Origin of the sequence: Muricauda sp. MAR_2010_75, from assembly GCF_000745185.1 — a bacterium.
In the GTDB taxonomy this organism is placed as follows: domain Bacteria; phylum Bacteroidota; class Bacteroidia; order Flavobacteriales; family Flavobacteriaceae; genus Flagellimonas.
Genome location: NZ_JQNJ01000001.1, coordinates 2,952,666 through 2,971,616, shown reverse-complemented (window position 1 = coordinate 2,971,616; position 18,951 = coordinate 2,952,666). Strand labels below are relative to the sequence as shown.

The window sequence follows — 18,951 nt, the reverse complement described above, 5'->3', positions numbered from 1 at the left end:
ATAGAAAATATAAATAAGAAGTGGGCCTCTTGGCCAATCTGGACCTTTTGCATTTAATTTTAGTATTTTCGCATCAGTAAAAATGCACATATGAACAAAGTTGTTATTGTATCGGCAGCAAGAACCCCAATAGGGAGTTTTATGGGCGCTTTGTCCACCATACCTGCCCCAAAATTGGGTTCCATTGCCATTAAAGGAGCATTGGAAAAAATAGGGCTAAAGCCTGAATTGGTAGAAGAAGTTTTGATGGGGAATGTGGTACAGGCCGGCACGGGACAAGCTCCTGCACGCCAAGCGGCCATTTATGCCGGAATTCCAAATACAGTACCCTGTACAACAGTGAACAAGGTTTGTGCTTCGGGAATGAAAGCCATTACGCTAGGGGCCCAATCCATTGCTTTAGGTGAAAATTCCATCGTAGTGGCCGGAGGTATGGAAAATATGAGTCTGATTCCACATTATGTGCACATGCGAAATGGTGTTAAATTTGGTCCAGCCACAATGATTGATGGAATGCAAAAAGATGGACTTGTGGATGCATACGACCAAAACGCCATGGGGGTTTGTGCCGATGCATGTGCCACTGAACATAAATTTAGCCGTGAGGACCAAGATGCCTATGCCATACAATCCTACAAAAGGTCTGCAGAAGCATGGAAAGCTGGAAAGTTTAAAGATGAAGTGGTTCCTGTTGAAGTACCCCAACGCAGGGAAGAGCCCATCGTTGTAAATGAGGATGAGGAATACAAGAACGTGAAGTTGGATAAAATTCCGGCTTTGCGCCCGGCATTCACCAAAGAGGGTACGGTTACCGCTGCGAATGCTTCAACGATAAATGATGGTGCTGCGGCTGTGGTACTGATGAGTGAAGAAAAAGCCAAAGAACTGGGATTGGAACCATTAGCCTACATAAAAGGATATGCTGATGCGGCTCAAGAACCGGAATGGTTCACCACAGCTCCGGCCAAAGCACTGCCAAAGGCTTTGGAAAGAGCAGGCGTTTCACTATCAGATGTGGATTATTTTGAGTTCAACGAGGCCTTTTCGGTAGTGGGATTGGCCAATACAAAACTTTTGGGGCTTACAGATGCCAATGTAAATGTGAACGGTGGAGCTGTTTCTCTAGGTCATCCATTGGGCTGTTCCGGGGCAAGAATAACCATTACCCTGCTCAATATATTGATACAGAACAATGCCAAATTAGGAGCGGCAGCTATCTGCAATGGTGGTGGTGGCGCTTCCGCAATTGTTCTTGAAAGAATTTAGTTATCCAATTCAGCCAATAAATGCAATATGGAATCTGCCATTTGAGCATTGTTCCCATTAGGGTTCAGCCTGACGATTGTACTGAAATGGTTTCCCAACTTTTGTACGGGGAGCATTTTAAAGTCTTGGAGAGTAGAAAAAAATGGAGCAGGATTCGTGTGGCCCATGACCAATGCGAGGGGTGGGTTTCCAACTCGCAATTTATTTTTATCACTGAGGATGAATATGAGGGTTTAGCTTCGGGACCTCAAAAGATTTCTTCTGATGTAATTTCCCATATCTGCGCCAATAATGGTATGTTGCTTCCCATATTATTGGGTTCCCTAATTTCTGCATCACCTTTATTGAATCATTCTTTTGAAGGAACTGTAGTAGCTGGTGAAAATCCTAAGTCAAGCTTGATTGATACGGCTTTCCTGTATTTGAACGCACCCTATTTAAAGGGTGGAAAGACCCCTTTTGGCATAGATTGTCCAGGGTTCACCCAAATGGTATACAAGGTCAATGGATATAGTCTACAGCGAGATGCGGAAGGGCAATCCAAACAAGGGGAGGCGCTGAGCTTTATTGAGGAAAGTGAACCAGGTGATTTAGCTTTTTTCGACAACAATGAAGGTATCATCGATCATGTGGGCATTATATTGAAGGATAATTACATTATCCACGTTCACGGCCATGTGCGTATTGACCGCTTGGACCACACAGGTATCTTCAATGCACAGGAGAAGTTATATACCCATAAGCTCAGGGTCATCAAAAAAATACTCTAAAAGAAAAGGGCCGCATTTTGCGGCCCTTTTTATTTTCTAATGGTAGAAAGGAAATTATTCTCCCAAAAGTTTTTTAACCCTCATAAAGTTTTCGGTATCACCTAAAGCACCGTAGATGTTTTTCAACTGGGTCAAGATACTTTGATTGTCAGGATTGGTTTTAACAGCATCTTCCAACACTTTAGCACCTTCTCTGAACAAACTGTCTTTTTTTGCTTTTAACTCATCGTATTTGGCAATATCGGCCTTGGAACTGCCAAGGGCGTTCATTTCATCGATAAGTCCATTACCTTCGTTTACGTAAGTTGTGGATAGATTCAAAAGAGCATTAATGTAACCTGGGTCAATGGCAAGGGTCTTTTTGTAAGCATCCCTAGCATCTTCCAAATTTCCTTGCTCCATGTTGATAACTCCAATGTTGTACAATAAATCGGCATTGTCAGGAGCCATTTCAGAAGCCTGGGCCATCAATTCCTTAAACTTGTCTTTATCACCAAGGGAATAGTACAAATTTGCTTCTCCCAAGACGAGATTTACATCCTCTGGATTGGCCTCTCTTGCTTCAGCGTAAGCTTCAAGAGCCTTATCCGAATCACCCAATTGTTGGTAAATCAAGGCAACATTTTTAACTATTTCTGGCTTTTTGGAAGGGCTTCTTTCTTCTTTGGGGTCCTTGTGGGTACCTGCTTTCACATACAAGTCCCTGGTATTCTTGTCCATGGTTTCAACCTCACCGGTCTCTACATTTACTGCAGTATAGGTTACTCCACTTCCATCATAGCCAAGGTCTTTGAGTTCATTATAGTACTGCAATGCCTTCTCATAGTCCTGACCGTTTACGGCGCTACTTGCCGCATAATATAGATAAACGGTATCCGCAGGGCTCAACTTGTAGCTCAAGTAAAGTTTTTCAGCAGCTTCCGAAAATTTCTGATTGTTGTTGTCCTCAACAGCGGCATTTACCAAATCGGCTGTCATTTCCGACAGTTTTTGTTGTGCCACGGTAGTATATTTTTCCTTTCCGCTTGCTTCTTCAATGGAAATAACTTTTTTGTAGGCATCAATAGCAGGTTGGAAAGCAGTAGCATCTCCCTTGGATGCCAAGTCTGAATACACATTGCCCAAAACAGCATAATATTGGGCCTGCAATCTTTCATCTGCAGCATCAATAGTGGATGATGCTGCCTCCAAAGCCGTTTTTGCAGCTGCCGCATCACCATCTTTTAGTGCTTTTTCTGCATCTCTGATTTCACTCTTCTGTGAAAAGCCCATCGTTGAAATCCCTATGGCTAGCAGTATTAAAACTTTAGTCTTCATGTTAAAACGTAATTATTTAGTGTTTATCGATTATTAATTATTTTCATTGTACTTATCAATTGCCATGCCATCTTAGTCATTGACCTCTATATCAAGGACATTGGTATCGTCAAGGGAATCATCTTCTTTCATGACTTTGGCCACGGCAGCTATGGAGTCCCCTTCCCTTAAATTGATGAGGCGAACCCCCTGTGTAGCCCTACCCATGACACGAAGATCTTCCACGCTCATGCGAATGGCAATACCGGATTTATTGATGATCATAAGGTCATCGGTATCCGTTACATTCTTAATGGCTACAAGTCCACCTGTTTTTTCAGTGATGGAAATGGTCTTAACCCCTTTTCCTCCTCTATTAGTTACGCGATAATCCTCCAAGTTGGATCTTTTACCATACCCATTTTCTGAAACGACCAAGATGTCATCCTCAAAATTGTGAACGGATACCATACCGATTACTTCGTCTTTGTCATCCGCCAAGGTAATTCCCCGAACACCAGAGGCATTCCTACCCATGGGCCGCGTTTTACTTTCTTCAAAGCGAATGGCTTTTCCAGATTTCAATCCAAGGAAAATCTGGCTGGTTCCAGTAGTCAACTTGGCTTCCAAAAGCTCATCGCCATCTTTAATGGTAATGGCATTGATACCATTTTGGCGTGGACGGGAATATTGCTCCAAGGATGTTTTCTTCACTGTTCCCTTTTTGGTGGCCATAATCACGTAGTGACTGTTCACATAGTCCTCATCCTTAAGATCTTGGGTACAGATAAAGGCTTTCACCTTGTCCTCCATCTCAATATTGACCAGGTTCTGGATAGCTCTTCCTTTGGAGGTTCTGCTGCCCTCGGGAATTTCATAGACGCGCATCCAGAAACATTTACCGTTTTGGGTAAAGAACAACATGTATTGGTGGTTGGTGCCCACAAAAAGGTGTTCCAAGAAATCCTCGTTTCGGGTTGAGGATGCCTTTTGGCCCACACCTCCCCTGTTCTGGGTCTTATATTCTGATAAAGGTGTTCTTTTGATGTAGCCTGCGTGGGAAATAGTGATGACCACTTGCTCATCCGGAATCATATCCTCAATGCTCAAATCGCCACCTGCATAGTTGATTTCAGATCTTCTGTCGTCGCCATATTTCTCCTTAACCTCAAGAAGCTCATCTTTAATGATCTGCATTCTACGCTCCTTCTTGGCAAGAATATCTTTCAAATCCTCGATGGTCTTCAAAAGTTCAGCATGTTCATCACGCAATTTGTCCTGTTCCAGACCAGTAAGTTGGCGCAAACGCATTTCCACAATGGCCTTGGCCTGAACCTCGGTCAACTTAAAGCGTTCCATTAAATTGGTACGGGCCTCTTCCACATTGGAGGATGCCCTAATAATGGCAATTACCTCATCAATGTTATCGGAGGCAATGATCAGTCCTTCAAGAATATGGGCCCGGTCCTCGGCCTTTTGCAATTCGTATTTGGTCCTACGGACCACCACCTCGTGCCTGTGCTCTACAAAGTGATGAATGATTTCCTTTAGGTTCAACAGCTGCGGCCTACCTTTTACCAAGGCAATATTGTTGACGCTGAATGAGGATTGAAGTGCTGTGTACTTGTACAGCATGTTCAGTACGATATTGGGTATGGCATCACGTTTAAGGATATACACGATACGCATTCCATTTCTATCAGACTCATCTCTGAGAGATGCAATCCCCTCTATTTTCTTTTCGTTGACAAGGTCGGCGGTCTTTTTGATCATATCCGCCTTGTTGACCTGGTACGGAATTTCGGTAACAACGATACACTCTCTTCCCTGGACTTCTTCAAACGAAGCTTTGGCGCGCATTACAACCCGTCCTCGACCGGTATGAAAAGCTTCTTTTACCCCCTCATATCCATAAATGATTCCCCCTGTGGGAAAATCGGGAGCTTTGATGTGGGTGATCAGCTCATCTATTTCAATATCACTATTGTCAATATAGGCCACAGTACCATCTACAACTTCAGATAGGTTATGGGGCGGCATATTGGTGGCCATACCTACGGCAATACCCGAAGCTCCATTCACCAAAAGGTTGGGCACCCGGGTGGGCAGAACCGTGGGTTCTTGCAGGGAATCATCAAAATTGAGCTGATGGTCCACCGTATCTTTATCAATATCGGCCAACATCTCCTCTGCAATTTTCCGCATCTTGGCCTCGGTATAACGCATGGCCGCAGGGCTATCGCCATCAACGGAACCAAAGTTTCCTTGACCGTCCACAAGCATATATCGTAGGCTCCATTCCTGGGCCATACGCACCATGGTATCATATACAGACGTATCGCCATGTGGGTGATACTTACCCAATACCTCCCCAACAATACGGGCAGATTTTTTGTGCGAACTGTTAGATCTCACCCCAAGTTCGTGCATTCCAAAAAGTACTCTCCGGTGAACTGGTTTTAGTCCATCACGAACATCTGGCAGGGCACGTGACACAATGACCGACATTGAATAATCAATGTAGGCAGATTTCATCTCATCCTCTATGTTGATAGGAATTAACTTTTCTCCTTCCGCCATGCTAAAATCTTATTGTTTTTACTGGTTAAAATATCATGGCAATATACGGAAAATAGACCCTTTCAGAACAATAGGGACTTACTTTATTAAAAAAATTATCAACATTTCCGACCAACATCCCCATATTGTAATAAAGCTATGTTAAACCACCTAAAAAGTGTCCATTATTTCGACATTTAATACTAGTTTATCGAATAAGGGTACGGTATTTGACCACTGTAACAATACTTTTATTAATTTTAATTGCTGAAAAAGAAAGGTATGGATGATAATTTTTCCCCCAGAGTAAAAGACGTGATAGCATACAGCAAGGAAGAAGCCCTAAGATTAGGGCATGATTTCATTGGTACGGAACACCTTATGCTTGGTCTTTTAAGAGATGGAAATGGCAAGGCCATAAACATTTTGGATGCCCTCGACGTGGATTTGGAACACTTACGCAGAAAAGTGGAAATCCTAAGTCCGGCAAATCCTAATTCTGGAACCATGCAAAAAGACAAGAAAAACCTTCACCTCACTCGGCAGGCCGAGCGTGCGTTGAAGACCACTTTTTTGGAAGCAAAGCTTTTCCAAAGCTCTTCCATCAATACCGCACACCTGTTGTTGTGCATTCTTAGAAATGAGAATGACCCCACAACCAAGTTGTTGCACAAATTAAAGGTGGACTATGATAACGTTAAAGAACAGTTCAAATCCATGATCACAAGCGATGATGATTATATAGATTCACCACAAGCGGAATCCTTTCCTAGCGACCCGGACGATTCTGGTGATGCCAAGGAAAGTACCTTCGGTTCAAGTTCCGGTCAAAAAGGCACTAAAAAATCCAAGACCCCGGTCTTGGACAATTTTGGACGCGATCTTACCCGATTGGCCGAGGAGAACAAATTGGATCCTGTTGTGGGACGCGAAAAAGAAATTGAGCGTGTCTCCCAGATTTTGAGCAGGAGAAAGAAAAACAATCCGTTGCTCATTGGTGAGCCCGGTGTGGGTAAGAGTGCCATCGCCGAAGGTTTGGCATTGCGCATCATCAACAAAAAAGTTTCTCGCATATTGTACAACAAGCGCGTGGTTACTTTGGATTTGGCCTCATTGGTGGCCGGTACCAAATACCGTGGTCAGTTTGAGGAACGAATGAAAGCCGTAATGAACGAGCTGGAAAAGAATGATGACATTATTCTTTTCATCGATGAGATTCATACCATTGTTGGAGCAGGTGGTGCCACAGGCAGCTTGGATGCTTCAAACATGTTCAAACCTGCTTTGGCCCGAGGTGAAATTCAATGTATCGGTGCCACTACGCTTGATGAATACAGACAGTACATCGAAAAAGATGGCGCCCTTGAGCGTCGTTTCCAAAAAGTGATGGTGGAACCCACCACTGTAGAGGAGACCATCGAAATTTTGATGAACATCAAAGGCAAGTACGAAGACCACCATAACGTTAACTATACCGATGAAGCCATTTTGGCCTGTGTAAAGTTGACCAATCGCTATATGACAGACCGTTTTTTACCGGACAAGGCCATTGATGCCCTGGATGAAGCTGGTTCGCGGGTTCACATCGTGAACATGGACGTTCCCAAACAGATTTTGGAGTTGGAGAGTCAGTTGGAAGATGTACGTGAGTTGAAAAACAGCGTGGTCAAAAAGCAGAAGTACGAGGAGGCCGCCAAGCTTCGGGACGATGAAAAACGTCTTGAGAAAGAATTGGCATCTGCCCAGGAACGTTGGGAAGAGGAAAGCAGGCTGCACCGTGAAACCGTTACAGAAGACAATGTTGCCGATGTGGTTTCCATGATGAGCGGTATTCCCGTCAATAAAATTGCACAGACCGAAAGCAACAAATTGGCAGAATTGCCAAATTTGATCAAAGGATTTGTTATAGGTCAAGATGAAGCAGTGGCCAAAGTGGCCAAGGCCATCCAACGTAACCGAGCAGGTTTAAAGGATCCCAACAAACCTATTGGTTCTTTCATTTTCTTGGGTCAGACGGGGGTCGGAAAAACACAGTTGGCCAAGATTTTGGCCAAGGAACTGTTTGATTCTGAAGATGCCCTTATCCGAATAGATATGAGCGAATACATGGAAAAATTCGCCATTTCCAGATTGGTGGGAGCACCTCCAGGATATGTGGGTTATGAAGAAGGAGGTCAGTTGACTGAAAAGGTTCGACGTAAGCCTTATTCTGTAATCCTTTTGGACGAGGTTGAAAAGGCACACCCAGATGTCTTCAACATGTTGCTCCAGGTTTTGGATGATGGTTTCCTTACCGATAGTCTTGGCAGGAAGATTGATTTCAGAAATACCATTATCATCATGACCTCCAATATTGGAGCTCGTCAGTTGAAGGATTTTGGGCAAGGCATAGGGTTTGGTACTGCGGCCAAAAAGGCCCAGGCCGATACACACCAGAAAAGTGTCATTGAAAACGCCCTTAAAAAAGCGTTTGCCCCTGAGTTCTTGAACCGTATTGATGATGTGATTGTCTTTAACCCTCTGGAGAGAGAGGACATCCACAAGATCATTGATATTGAATTGAACAAATTGTACCAGCGTATCAAGGAGATAGGTTATGACCTCAACCTTTCTGATAAGGCCAAGGATTATATTGCCGAAAAAGGTTTCGACAAAGAATATGGAGCACGACCTCTAAAAAGAGCCATCCAAAAATATATTGAGGATGCCCTTGCGGAGGAAATCGTAAACTCCAAACTCGAAGAAGGTGACAGTATCTTTATGGATTTGGATGAGAAAAAAGAAGAACTCACCATCAAAATAAAGAAAACGGAAAAATCACCCGAGACCGAAAAATAAATCCATAAAAACACAATAAAAAAAAGCTGACAGATGTCAGCTTTTTTTATGCCCCAAAATGTAATACAAACGATAATATTGCTTTTAATCTAATATTTTTCTGATCGCTCCTTGTTCGCCATACTTTCGTCCAGAGACACTATAACTATTTGGGGAATGAGAATTACTTCTACGAAGAAGACCATCGTGGTACGTGAATACCAGTTGGATATTGGAACCATACAGGTTTTTGATGATTACATGGTCGCTACTTTTGATGAAGGTGCCACAGTTACGCTTGAGCGCGCTTATCAAATGATTGGGATATCAGAAATACATTTTAGGAACAGGAATTTTGGCTACATCAGCCTACGGAAAAATTCCTATGCTGTAGATCCCACCATCTACAACTATCTTCGTGGTTTGGACAACCTAAAGGCGTTTGCCATTGTTTCCAAAAAGGAAATAGACATGCATAACTTCAAAATAGAGAAGTTGTTTTACAAAAAGAACATGGAATTCTTTATTGAGTTTGAGAACGCATTGGCCTGGGTTAAAAAAAGAGTGAAGACGGGTAAAGGCAAAAAATAGCTTTAACTCTTTTCCCTATCCTCAACTTCAGGCGGATTTAGGATTTCCAGATACGCCTGTCCTATTCTATTTATGATTTCAGATGCCTTAACCGCTTCATAACCGAGTTGCGATGCGCCTATATCTCCTGCAAGGCCATGAAGGTAAACAGCAAAGATGGCCGAATGCACCGGTGAATATCCTTGGGCCTTCAATCCTGTCATCATTCCGGTAAGCACATCACCACTGCCTGCCGTGGCCATTCCCGGATTTCCAGTGGTATTCACATAACCTTTACCGTTATGAAGAACTATCGTATGGGCCCCTTTTATAACCAACACCACCTCATTTTCCAAAGAAAAGGTTTTGGCCTTTTTTAATTTATCAAAATCATTTTCCCATTTTCCGATGAGTCGCTCCAATTCTTTTGGATGGGGCGTTAAAATGGAATTTTTGGGAATGTCCTTCAGCATTTTGGGATTTTTAGCCAGAATATTGAGTCCATCCGCATCGATGACCATGGGCGCCTTCATCTCTTTGAGAAGATCACCAAATGCTTTTGCCGTTTTCTCTTCTGTACCGATCCCCATCCCAATTCCAATAACGTCAGGCACAAAAGGAAGGTCTACATGCGTGATATTCTTTTCATCTTCATCAGTTAAAACCATTACCTCTGGAATGCTTGTTTGGAGCGATTGGTATCCACATTGGGGAACAAAGGCGGTTACCAACCCACTACCCGTGGATAAACAGGCATTGCCTGCCAATTGCACAGCTCCAATTTTACCATAACTCCCTCCAATGATCATGGAGTGCCCGTACGTTCCCTTATGGGAAAATTTAAGCCGAGGTCGGTATAGCGGAAGTATTTCCTGCCTTCCAATCAATTCATATTCAGCATCGGTTTTTTCCAAAATTTCCGTATCCAATCCAATGTCGAGCAACTCCCATTGATTGATAAAAACCCCGGTCTCTGGAAGAAAAAACACTAATTTGGGTACTTGAAAGCTCAATACATAACTGGCTTCAATCACATGCGATGGATTCCAAGGACTCCTATCCATGGGCAATCCCGAAGGAACATCCACAGCAAGAACAAACGCTTGCGAAGCATTGATGTGCTGTATCAGATTCCCAACCCAAGTATCAGGAGCGCGGTTGAGTCCAATGCCAAAAATGGCATCCACCACAATATCGTTCGGTGAAATTTCTGGCAAGTCACTATCGGCATTAATAAAATCCGGCCAAACCTTGTTTTCTTTTAGCCGCTCCAAATTCAGTAAAAAATCCTTGGAGCGTTTTTCGCTGTAGTTCACCACATGTACCTCAATGGTGTAGCCATGTTCATGCAGTAGTCGGGCCAAAACCATTCCATCACCACCATTGTTGCCAATACCACAAAACAACTTTATATGCACGCTAGTGCCCCTTAATCGCGCATGAATCCACTCAAACAACTTGGTAGCGGCCCGTTCCATTAAGGCATCACTGGTAATTTGCTGTTTTTCTATGGTAAATTTGTCAGCGTCATAGATTTGTTGGGCGGAAAAAATTTTCATTCAACACAAAAATTTGATTATTTGTATGGATTTCGCAAAAAATACGTTGTAGGATTTGATGAAGTAATCAAAAGTACTACTTTTATCTCCTCATAACAGAACAATGCAAGTTAAACAAACGGATAGTAATCTTCTTCAGATGGAATCTTTTTCATCTATCTTCACTGTGATTACCACCACCCCTTTGGGGTAAATCTGCTATATATTTCCGTCCGTTTTTTAATCTATTTTTCAATATTTCTTACAATACTATTTCATCATGAAAGTCTTAAAATTTGGTGGCACTTCAGTGGCCAATCCAGAGCATATCAATAAAGTCAAGTCCATAGTCCAACAACTGGACAAAGAAAAAGCAGCCGTCGTGGTATCAGCCTTTGGTGGGGTCACCGACCTTCTTCTGAACACATCAGCCTTGGCTGCAAAACAAGATACAGCCTACAAGGAATCCTTAAAAACAATTGAGGACAAACATATAAACGCTATCCGGGAATTGATTCCCGTCCAAAATCAAAGCGCTGCCCTAAGCAAGGTAAAAAGTGATTTGAATGTACTGGAAACCCTTTTGGAAGGTTCATTCTTGATTGGAGAATTGACCCCAAAACTTTCCGATAAAATTGTTAGCTATGGGGAACTGTTGTCCTCTTTTATCATCAGTGAATTTTTTAAGACCGAAGGTCTTGATGCCGTTTTCAAGGACAGCCGTGAACTTATTATTACCGACAGCAGTTACGGAAAAGCCAATGTGGATTTTAAGCTGACCAATCAGAACTGTAAAGCATTTTTTGAAGAAAATAAGCATCAAATTACCGTTTTGCCAGGGTTTGTATCTTCCAGTAAATCTGGAGATTCCACCACCTTGGGCAGAGGTGGTTCCGATTACACCGCCGCCATTCTTGCTGGTGCTGTTGAAGCTGATATTTTAGAAATATGGACCGACGTAAGCGGTATGTACACCGCCAATCCCAAATTGGTGAAACAGGCGAAATGTGTTTCGCACATAAGCTATGAGGAAGCCATGGAACTTTCCCATTTTGGCGCAAAGGTGTTATTTCCCCCTACCATTCAACCCGTTTTGGGCAAAGGAATCCCGATTGCTATCAAGAATACATTCGACCCCGAAAATCCGGGAACACTGATTACCAAGAACACCAACGGAAATGGGAAAACCGTTCGTGGTATAAGTCATGTGGGCAATATCAGTTTGTTGTCGTTGGAAGGTCCGGGGATGATTGGAATCCCAGGAATATCCAAACGATTCTTTGAAACATTGTCTCTAAAGAATATTAGTATTGTGCTGATTACCCAAGCTTCATCCGAGCATTCCATTTGTGTGGGTATTGCTGATGAAGATGTGGACACTGCGGCCGAAGCAGTAAATGAGACGTTTGAATACGAAATCTCCACCAAGAAAATCAAACCGGTAATCGTTGAAAAAGACCTTACCATCGTTGCCTTAGTTGGAGACAATATGAAAAGTCACCAAGGGCTGAGTGGTAAAATGTTCAGCACTCTTGGAAAGAATAATGTAAACATCAGGGCGATTGCGCAAGGTGCTTCGGAGCGAAATATTTCTGCGGTCATCAAAAAAGATGATGTAAAAAAAGCGCTCAACTCACTGCACGAGACCTTTTTTGAGGAAAACATCAAACAACTCAACCTTTTTGTGATGGGAGTTGGAAATGTGGGCTCTAAATTCTTAGACCAGATTCGCCAACAGAAAAAATACCTAAAGGAGGAGTTAAAATTGAACATTCGGGTCATTGGAATCAGCAATTCCAGAACCATGGCTTTTGATGAAAACGGTATTCCATTAAAAGACTGGGAAACCGTTTTGGCCAATGGTGAAAAAGCAGATAAACAAGCCTTTTTTGATCGCATAATAGCACTCAACTATCGCAACAGCATTTTTGTGGACAACACCGCAAGCTCTGAAGTCTCGGAAAGCTATCCGAGCTATCTCAAAAACAGTATTTCTGTGGTGACCTGCAACAAAATAGCATCATCTTCGGATTATGATTATTATAAGGAATTGAAACAATTAGCCAAGCAGTACAACGCTCCCTATTTGTTCGAGACCAACGTAGGAGCTGGTTTGCCCATCATCGACACCTTAAAGCATTTGATTGCTTCAGGTGATAAGGTCAGAAAAATACAAGCGGTGCTATCCGGTAGTTTGAATTTTGTCTTCAATACTTTTAATGATACCACCACCTTCCACGATGTGGTAAAGCAAGCCCAGGAACAAGGCTATACAGAACCGGACCCAACTATCGATTTGAGTGGAATTGACGTGATGCGGAAGATTCTTATTTTGGCGAGGGAAAGTGGCTACCACTTGAATATAGATGAAATTGAAAACGAAGCCTTTTTGCCCAAGGAAAGTTTGGAGGCCGATTCCAATGATGCCTTTTTTGAAAGCTTGAAGAAATATGAATCCGACTTCCAAAAATTGTACAAAGAGGCTGCCGATGCAGATAGTAAACTAAAGTACGTGGCCCAGTTTGAAGACGGAAAGGCCAAAGTTGGATTGCAGAAAATTCCAAAAGGACACGATTTTTACAACCTGGAAGGAAGTGACAACATCGTGCTGTTCTTTACAGACCGCTATGTTGAGCAACCATTGATCATAAAAGGTGCCGGTGCCGGTGCAGATGTCACTGCTTCAGGTATCTTTGCGGATATCATACGAATTGGAAATTTCTGATTATGGAAGAAATCAAGGTGTTTTGCCCCGCTACCATTGCCAACGTTTCCTGCGGATTTGATGTGCTAGGATTGGCCTTGGACTCCGTAGGTGATGAAATGATTGTCAGAAAGATTTCTGAAAAGACCATTCGTATCAGCAAGATTTTAGGCCAGGACCTGCCGTTGGAAACGGAAAAAAATGTTTCTGGCGTAGCTGGATTGGCCTTATTGGCCAAAAGCGACTATGAAGGTGGTTTTGAAATCGAAATCGATAAACGAATAAAACCTGGAAGCGGAATCGGTAGTAGTGCCGCTAGCTCAGCAGGTGCCGTTTGGGCCATGAATGAATTGTTGGGCAAGCCATTTTCCAATTTGGAACTGGTGCAATTTGCCATGCAAGGTGAAAAACTGGCCAGTGATGTGGCCCATGCCGATAATGTGGCCCCTGCCATTTATGGCGGCTTCACGTTGGTAAGGAGTTATGACCCATTGGATATCATACCCATCCCCACCCCTTCCGAACTGTTTGCCACAGTGATTCATCCACAGATAGAAATCAAGACCTCGGATTCCCGAAAAATTCTTCGGACCACCATTTCGTTGGCACAAGGTATACAGCAGTGGGGCAATTTGGGGGGGCTTATCGCCGGATTGTATCAAAGCGATTATGACCTCATCGGGCGTTCCCTCCACGATCATATTGTGGAGCCCATCCGTTCCATTTTGATTCCCGCTTTTGACCAAATCAAGTCCAATGCCATCGAAGCTGGAGCGTTGGGTTGTGGCATTTCCGGGTCAGGGCCATCCATTTTTGCGTTGAGCAAAGGGGAAACCATGGCACAAAAAGTGGCAACTTCCATGCAGGAAACCTATAAAAACATTGGTGTTCCTTTTGACATCCATATATCCAAAGTGAACACCCAAGGCGTAAAAAAAATCGCTTAATTCCATGAAATTTTACAGCTTAAACCATCCCATCCCAGAAACATCGTTCAAGGAAGCCGTCATTGCCGGAATCGCACCTGATAAAGGCTTGTATTTTCCTGAAAGCATTACACCGCTTCGGTCAGATTTTTTCGATACCATTGAAAATTTATCCAATCTGGAAATCGCATTTCAAGTCATACGACAATTTGTGGGCGAGGACATTCCTGATAACGTCCTGAAAGAAATCTTGAAGAACACCTTGGATTTTGATTTCCCCGTGGTTGAAATTGAGGAAAATGTGGCCACTTTGGAGCTTTTCCATGGCCCCACCATGGCCTTTAAGGACGTTGGCGCAAGATTTATGGCGAATTGTTTGGGCTATTTTTCACAGGATGAAAATGAAGAAGTCACCGTATTGGTAGCCACTTCAGGGGATACCGGCGGTGCCGTGGCCAATGGTTTTTTAGGGGTTGATGGTGTGAATGTAGTGATTCTATACCCCAGTGGCAAGGTCAGTGATATTCAAGAAAAGCAGTTGACCACCTTGGGTCAAAATATTGTGGCCATGGAAGTCAACGGCACGTTTGACGATTGCCAGCGCATGGTAAAAACCGCATTTTTGGATGAGGAAATCACAGCACACAAAAAATTAACATCGGCCAACAGCATAAATGTGGCACGTTGGTTACCGCAGTTGTTCTACTTTTTGTTTGCCTACAAACAGGCCAAATCCAAAGGAAAAGAGATGGTATTTTCTGTTCCCTCTGGAAATTTTGGAAATATTTGTGCGGGAATGGTAGCCCAGAAATTGGGCATGCCCGTTAAGCATTTTGTGGCCTCCACCAATGTGAATGATGTGGTGCCCAAATTCATGCGGGAAGGAATATATAACCCAGTGCCTTCCATTGCTACCATTTCCAATGCGATGGACGTGGGTGACCCCAGTAATTTTGTCCGCATCAGACATTTGTACCAAGACGATTTGTCCACACTCAAAGAAAATCTTTCTTCCTATGCTTTTACGGACGATGCTACAAAGGCTGCCATGAAAGAAGTTCATACCCAAACGGGATATGTTATGGACCCACATGGCGCTGTGGGCTATTTGGGTTTGAAGGAATATCAAAAAAACAATCCAAATACCTACGGTATTTTCTTGGAAACGGCACACCCCGTGAAGTTCTTGGATGTGGTGGAAGAAACCCTTGGATTAAGCCCAGAAATTCCATCCCAAATTCAAAAAGTAATGGGTAGACAGAAAAAATCCAACAAAATTTCATCTTACGATGCGCTAAAATCCTATCTACTGGACAATTAGCATTTTTTGGTTTGAATTTAACAGTGGTTTGTTCAAAACATCGGAATGTTTAAAGCCTTGTCTTGTACGAAATCAATAAATTTACCCCATAAACCAAAAGGAATGAAAACAACTGCGTTGACCGATACCCACGTTGCGTTGGGTGCAAAAATGGTTCCCTTTGCGGGTTACAACATGCCCGTTTCCTACGAAGGGGTGAACATTGAGCACGAAACCGTTAGAAAAAGTGTTGGAGTCTTTGATGTTTCGCACATGGGCGAGTTTTTGATTGAGGGCCAAAAAGCGTTGGCCCTTATTCAGAAAGTGAGTTCCAATGATGCTTCCAAATTGACCGTGGGAAAAGCACAATACAGCTGTATGCCCAACGAAACGGGGGGCATTGTAGATGACTTGATCGTATATCGCGTTAAGGAGGAAACCTACCTTTTGGTGGTCAATGCCTCCAATATTCAAAAAGATTGGGATCATATTTCCAAATACAATAAGGAAATTGGGGCCGATATGCGCAACATTTCAGATAATTATTCATTGTTGGCCATTCAGGGACCAAAAGCAGTTGAGGCTATGCAGTCGTTATCTTCTGTGGACCTTTCGGCCATTAAGTTCTACAACTTTGTGGTGGGTGATTTTGCAGGGATTGACCATGTGATCATTTCGGCCACGGGCTACACGGGTTCCGGCGGTTTTGAAATCTATTGCAAAAACGAAGAAGTAAAACAGGTTTGGGACAAAGTTTTGGAAGCGGGTGCAGATTTTGGCATCAAGCCCATTGGATTGGCAGCACGGGATACCTTACGTTTGGAAATGGGCTACTGCCTTTATGGGAATGACATTGATGATACCACTTCCCCTTTCGAAGCTGGATTGGGATGGATTACCAAGTTCACCAAGGATTTTGTGAACAGCGATGCCCTTGCCCAAGAAAAAGAAGAAGGCCCCAAGCGGAAATTGGTCGCCTTTCAGATGGAAGAACGTGGTATTCCCAGAAATGGTTATCCCATTTTGGATGCCAAAGGGAATGAAATCGGCAAGGTAACCTCTGGAACCATGTCCCCTTCCCTATCCAAAGGAATTGGATTGGGTTATGTTACTGCAGAAAATGCCAACTTGGACAGCACCATTTATATTCAGATACGTATCAACAAAGTTCCGGCCACTATAGTAAAATTGCCATTTTATAAAACCCAGTAATAGCGTTTGGAGAAAAAGAAGATATTGATATTAGGAGCGAGTGGATTTGTGGGAAACGCCATATACAAGGAACTCTGCTCTTATTTTGACACATACGGCACCTATTATTCCAACCGAAGTTTTTCCAATAACAAGCAGTTTTTCCGATATGATCTGGAGGAGGACGATATTTTCCGGATTCTGGAAAAAGTGCATCCTGATGTCATTATTTCTTCATTGAGAGGAAATTTTCCAGCTCAGATACAGGCCCACCATCATTTAATGGAATATTTGATGAAGAGCCAGGCCAAATTGTATTTCATCTCATCAGCCAACGTTTTTGATGCATACAGCAAGTTTCCTTCCTACGAGTTTGACAAAACGCTATCTGAAAGTGTCTACGGGCGACTCAAAATAAAGATTGAAAACATGTTGATGCGTATGCCCAAGGACAAGACCACCATTCTACGAGTGCCTATGGTCTTTGGAAATACATCGCCCAGGGTAAAGGAAATCAAAGCACAATTGGAGAACAAGGAACCTATTGAGGTGTTTCCCAACCTTATCATCAATGTTACGAATGACGACAGGCTCACCCAACAAATCCATTACCTCATCAACCGGGATAAAGCTGGAATTTTCCATTTGGGAAGTACGGACCTTATCCATCATGAAGAATTCATAAATGAGATTGTCCAACGCATGGGAGGAAACCAAAAGCCCATTTTCAAGCGGGTTTTTACCACCAATGAAGACCGATATTTAGCGGCACTTCCCAAGGATAATCAATTGCCAAAAAACTTGAGGATCAGCTGTCAAGAAATTATCGACCATCACATTCCCGTGGATTGATTAATCCTCTTCTTTTTCGCTTTTTCGTATTGATTTGGTTAACTTTCAATAAAACGAAGTTTTATGGAAAAGTTGAGTACAGCACAAATTGGAGAATCCCTTAAAAGCCTTTCGGGGTGGTCTTTAAAAGATGATATGATTGTGAAATCATTCAAATTCAAAAACTTTAAGGAAGCCTTTTCCGTGATGACCCGGATTGCTTTTGAATGTGAGCATCAAAATCACCACCCCAATTGGGAAAATGTCTACAATAACCTCACCATTAAATTGAACACCCATGATGCCGGCGGTGTTACCCAAAAGGATATTGACCTGGCCAAAACCATTGAAAGCATCGTCAATAAGTAAAATTTACCCCTTCTATTTACGCTCTTGACAGCGGTGCTTTTTTTGCTAAATTTGCCCCCAGCCATAACCAATAATTTGTATGGGAAGAGCATTTGAATTTAGAAAGACACGAAAACTGAAGCGTTGGGCGGCCATGTCCAAAGCATTCACCAGAATTGGAAAAGACATTGTAATGGCTGTCAAAGAAGGTGGCACTGACCCGGATGCCAACTCAAAACTTCGTGCCGTAATTCAGAATGCCAAGGCGGTGAACATGCCCAAGGACAATATTGAACGGGCCATTAAAAGAGCTTCGGACAAAAGTCTTGGCGACTATAAGGAGGTGCTTTTTGAAGGCTACGCGCCTCACGGAATTGCCATCTTGATAGAGACCGCTACGGATAATAACACCCGTACCGTGGCCAATATTCGGAGTTATTTCAACAAATGCAATGGTAGCTTGGGCACTTCTGGTTCTGTGGAGTTCATGTTTGACCACACCTGCAACTTTACCATAAATGGTGAAGGCATCGACCCGGAAGAACTGGAACTGGAGATGATCGACTTTGGTGCCGAAGAGGTTTTTGTGGATGAAGAAGGTATCCATATTTATGCGCCTTTTGAAAGTTTTGGTGCCATCCAAAAAGAATTGGAGTCTCGGGATATTGAAATTCTGTCTTCCGGCTTTGATCGTATTCCACAAGTGACCAAGGAACTTTCCGAAGAGGAGATGGCGGATGTGGAAAAACTTTTGGAGAAAATTGAAGAGGATGATGACGTACAGAACGTGTACCACACCATGCAGGAATAAATACGCTCACACCCTTTAAATACA

At 43.0% G+C, this 18,951-nt stretch carries 14 protein-coding genes; 11 read left to right on the top strand and 3 right to left on the bottom strand.

Going from position 1 to position 18,951, the window contains the following annotated elements:
* The first annotated feature begins 90 nt into the window (after positions 1 to 90).
* Together FG28_RS13425 and FG28_RS13420 are read left to right on the top strand one after the other, a co-directional pair.
* Positions 91 to 1,266 carry an acetyl-CoA C-acyltransferase gene (locus tag FG28_RS13425; RefSeq protein WP_036383602.1) on the top strand — a complete coding sequence of 392 codons (1,176 nt, stop codon included), beginning with the start codon at positions 91 to 93 and terminating at the stop codon, positions 1,264 to 1,266.
* 20 nt (positions 1,267 to 1,286) lie between these two features.
* Positions 1,287 to 2,036, top strand: a complete 750-nt coding sequence (locus FG28_RS13420; protein WP_036383601.1) for an NlpC/P60 family protein — start codon at positions 1,287 to 1,289, stop codon at positions 2,034 to 2,036.
* A gap of 54 nt (positions 2,037 to 2,090) precedes the next feature.
* Here the strand turns inward: FG28_RS13420 and FG28_RS13415 are convergent, their stop codons facing one another.
* Together FG28_RS13415 and gyrA are read right to left on the bottom strand one after the other, a co-directional pair.
* Complete coding sequence (locus tag FG28_RS13415; protein ID WP_036383600.1) at positions 2,091 to 3,353, bottom strand: tetratricopeptide repeat protein; 1,263 nt, start codon at positions 3,351 to 3,353, stop codon at positions 2,091 to 2,093.
* A gap of 72 nt (positions 3,354 to 3,425) precedes the next feature.
* Positions 3,426 to 5,912 carry a DNA gyrase subunit A gene (gene gyrA / locus FG28_RS13410; RefSeq protein ID WP_036386586.1) on the bottom strand — a complete coding sequence of 829 codons (2,487 nt, stop codon included), beginning with the start codon at positions 5,910 to 5,912 and terminating at the stop codon, positions 3,426 to 3,428.
* Positions 5,913 to 6,173: 261 nt separating this feature from the next.
* Here gyrA and FG28_RS13405 point away from each other — a divergent pair, with 261 nt between their 5' ends.
* Both FG28_RS13405 and FG28_RS13400 read left to right on the top strand, forming a co-directional pair.
* Positions 6,174 to 8,729, top strand: coding sequence for an ATP-dependent Clp protease ATP-binding subunit (locus FG28_RS13405; protein WP_036386584.1), 2,556 nt, complete (start codon positions 6,174 to 6,176; stop codon positions 8,727 to 8,729).
* Between the two features lie 156 nt (positions 8,730 to 8,885).
* Entirely contained in the window at positions 8,886 to 9,299 is a 414-nt protein-coding gene (locus FG28_RS13400; protein ID WP_036383598.1) for a hypothetical protein, read from the top strand.
* Positions 9,300 to 9,301: 2 nt separating this feature from the next.
* On the opposite strand, the gene FG28_RS13395 is transcribed toward FG28_RS13400, so the two are convergent.
* Positions 9,302 to 10,837 (bottom strand): bifunctional ADP-dependent NAD(P)H-hydrate dehydratase/NAD(P)H-hydrate epimerase, encoded by a 1,536-nt coding sequence (locus FG28_RS13395; RefSeq protein WP_036383596.1) that lies wholly within the window; start codon positions 10,835 to 10,837, stop codon positions 9,302 to 9,304.
* Between the two features lie 259 nt (positions 10,838 to 11,096).
* Here FG28_RS13395 and thrA point away from each other — a divergent pair, with 259 nt between their 5' ends.
* The 7 genes from thrA (at position 11,097) to FG28_RS13360 (ending at position 18,927) form a co-directional block, all read left to right on the top strand.
* Positions 11,097 to 13,541, top strand: a complete 2,445-nt coding sequence (thrA, locus tag FG28_RS13390) for a bifunctional aspartate kinase/homoserine dehydrogenase I (RefSeq protein ID WP_036383594.1) — start codon at positions 11,097 to 11,099, stop codon at positions 13,539 to 13,541.
* Positions 13,542 to 13,543: 2 nt separating this feature from the next.
* Positions 13,544 to 14,467 (top strand): homoserine kinase, encoded by a 924-nt coding sequence (locus FG28_RS13385; protein ID WP_036383592.1) that lies wholly within the window; start codon positions 13,544 to 13,546, stop codon positions 14,465 to 14,467.
* Between the two features lie 4 nt (positions 14,468 to 14,471).
* Entirely contained in the window at positions 14,472 to 15,767 is a 1,296-nt protein-coding gene (gene thrC, locus FG28_RS13380; protein WP_036383589.1) for a threonine synthase, read from the top strand.
* Positions 15,768 to 15,869: 102 nt separating this feature from the next.
* On the top strand, positions 15,870 to 16,958 hold the full coding sequence (gcvT, locus tag FG28_RS13375) for a glycine cleavage system aminomethyltransferase GcvT (protein WP_036383588.1): 1,089 nt from the start codon (positions 15,870 to 15,872) through the stop codon (positions 16,956 to 16,958).
* A gap of 6 nt (positions 16,959 to 16,964) precedes the next feature.
* Positions 16,965 to 17,789 carry a sugar nucleotide-binding protein gene (locus tag FG28_RS13370; protein WP_036383586.1) on the top strand — a complete coding sequence of 275 codons (825 nt, stop codon included), beginning with the start codon at positions 16,965 to 16,967 and terminating at the stop codon, positions 17,787 to 17,789.
* Between the two features lie 63 nt (positions 17,790 to 17,852).
* Positions 17,853 to 18,137 carry a 4a-hydroxytetrahydrobiopterin dehydratase gene (locus FG28_RS13365; protein ID WP_036383584.1) on the top strand — a complete coding sequence of 95 codons (285 nt, stop codon included), beginning with the start codon at positions 17,853 to 17,855 and terminating at the stop codon, positions 18,135 to 18,137.
* A gap of 79 nt (positions 18,138 to 18,216) precedes the next feature.
* Positions 18,217 to 18,927: a YebC/PmpR family DNA-binding transcriptional regulator gene (locus FG28_RS13360; protein WP_036383582.1), complete on the top strand. Its 711-nt coding sequence runs from the start codon at positions 18,217 to 18,219 to the stop codon at positions 18,925 to 18,927.
* The last annotated feature ends 24 nt before the right edge of the window (positions 18,928 to 18,951 follow it).

Bases quoted from the DNA above. Each gene is read 5' to 3' on its own strand.
- FG28_RS13425 (WP_036383602.1), top strand. From the start codon at position 91: ATGAACAAAGTTGTTATTGTATCGGCAGCAAGAACCCCAATAGGGAGT.
- FG28_RS13420 (WP_036383601.1), top strand. From the start codon at position 1,287: ATGCAATATGGAATCTGCCATTTGAGCATTGTTCCCATTAGGGTTCAG.
- FG28_RS13415 (WP_036383600.1), bottom strand. From the start codon at position 3,353: ATGAAGACTAAAGTTTTAATACTGCTAGCCATAGGGATTTCAACGATG.
- gyrA (WP_036386586.1), bottom strand. From the start codon at position 5,912: ATGGCGGAAGGAGAAAAGTTAATTCCTATCAACATAGAGGATGAGATG.
- FG28_RS13405 (WP_036386584.1), top strand. From the start codon at position 6,174: ATGGATGATAATTTTTCCCCCAGAGTAAAAGACGTGATAGCATACAGC.
- FG28_RS13400 (WP_036383598.1), top strand. From the start codon at position 8,886: ATGAGAATTACTTCTACGAAGAAGACCATCGTGGTACGTGAATACCAG.
- FG28_RS13395 (WP_036383596.1), bottom strand. From the start codon at position 10,837: ATGAAAATTTTTTCCGCCCAACAAATCTATGACGCTGACAAATTTACC.
- thrA (WP_036383594.1), top strand. From the start codon at position 11,097: ATGAAAGTCTTAAAATTTGGTGGCACTTCAGTGGCCAATCCAGAGCAT.
- FG28_RS13385 (WP_036383592.1), top strand. From the start codon at position 13,544: ATGGAAGAAATCAAGGTGTTTTGCCCCGCTACCATTGCCAACGTTTCC.
- thrC (WP_036383589.1), top strand. From the start codon at position 14,472: ATGAAATTTTACAGCTTAAACCATCCCATCCCAGAAACATCGTTCAAG.
- gcvT (WP_036383588.1), top strand. From the start codon at position 15,870: ATGAAAACAACTGCGTTGACCGATACCCACGTTGCGTTGGGTGCAAAA.
- FG28_RS13365 (WP_036383584.1), top strand. From the start codon at position 17,853: ATGGAAAAGTTGAGTACAGCACAAATTGGAGAATCCCTTAAAAGCCTT.
- FG28_RS13360 (WP_036383582.1), top strand. From the start codon at position 18,217: ATGGGAAGAGCATTTGAATTTAGAAAGACACGAAAACTGAAGCGTTGG.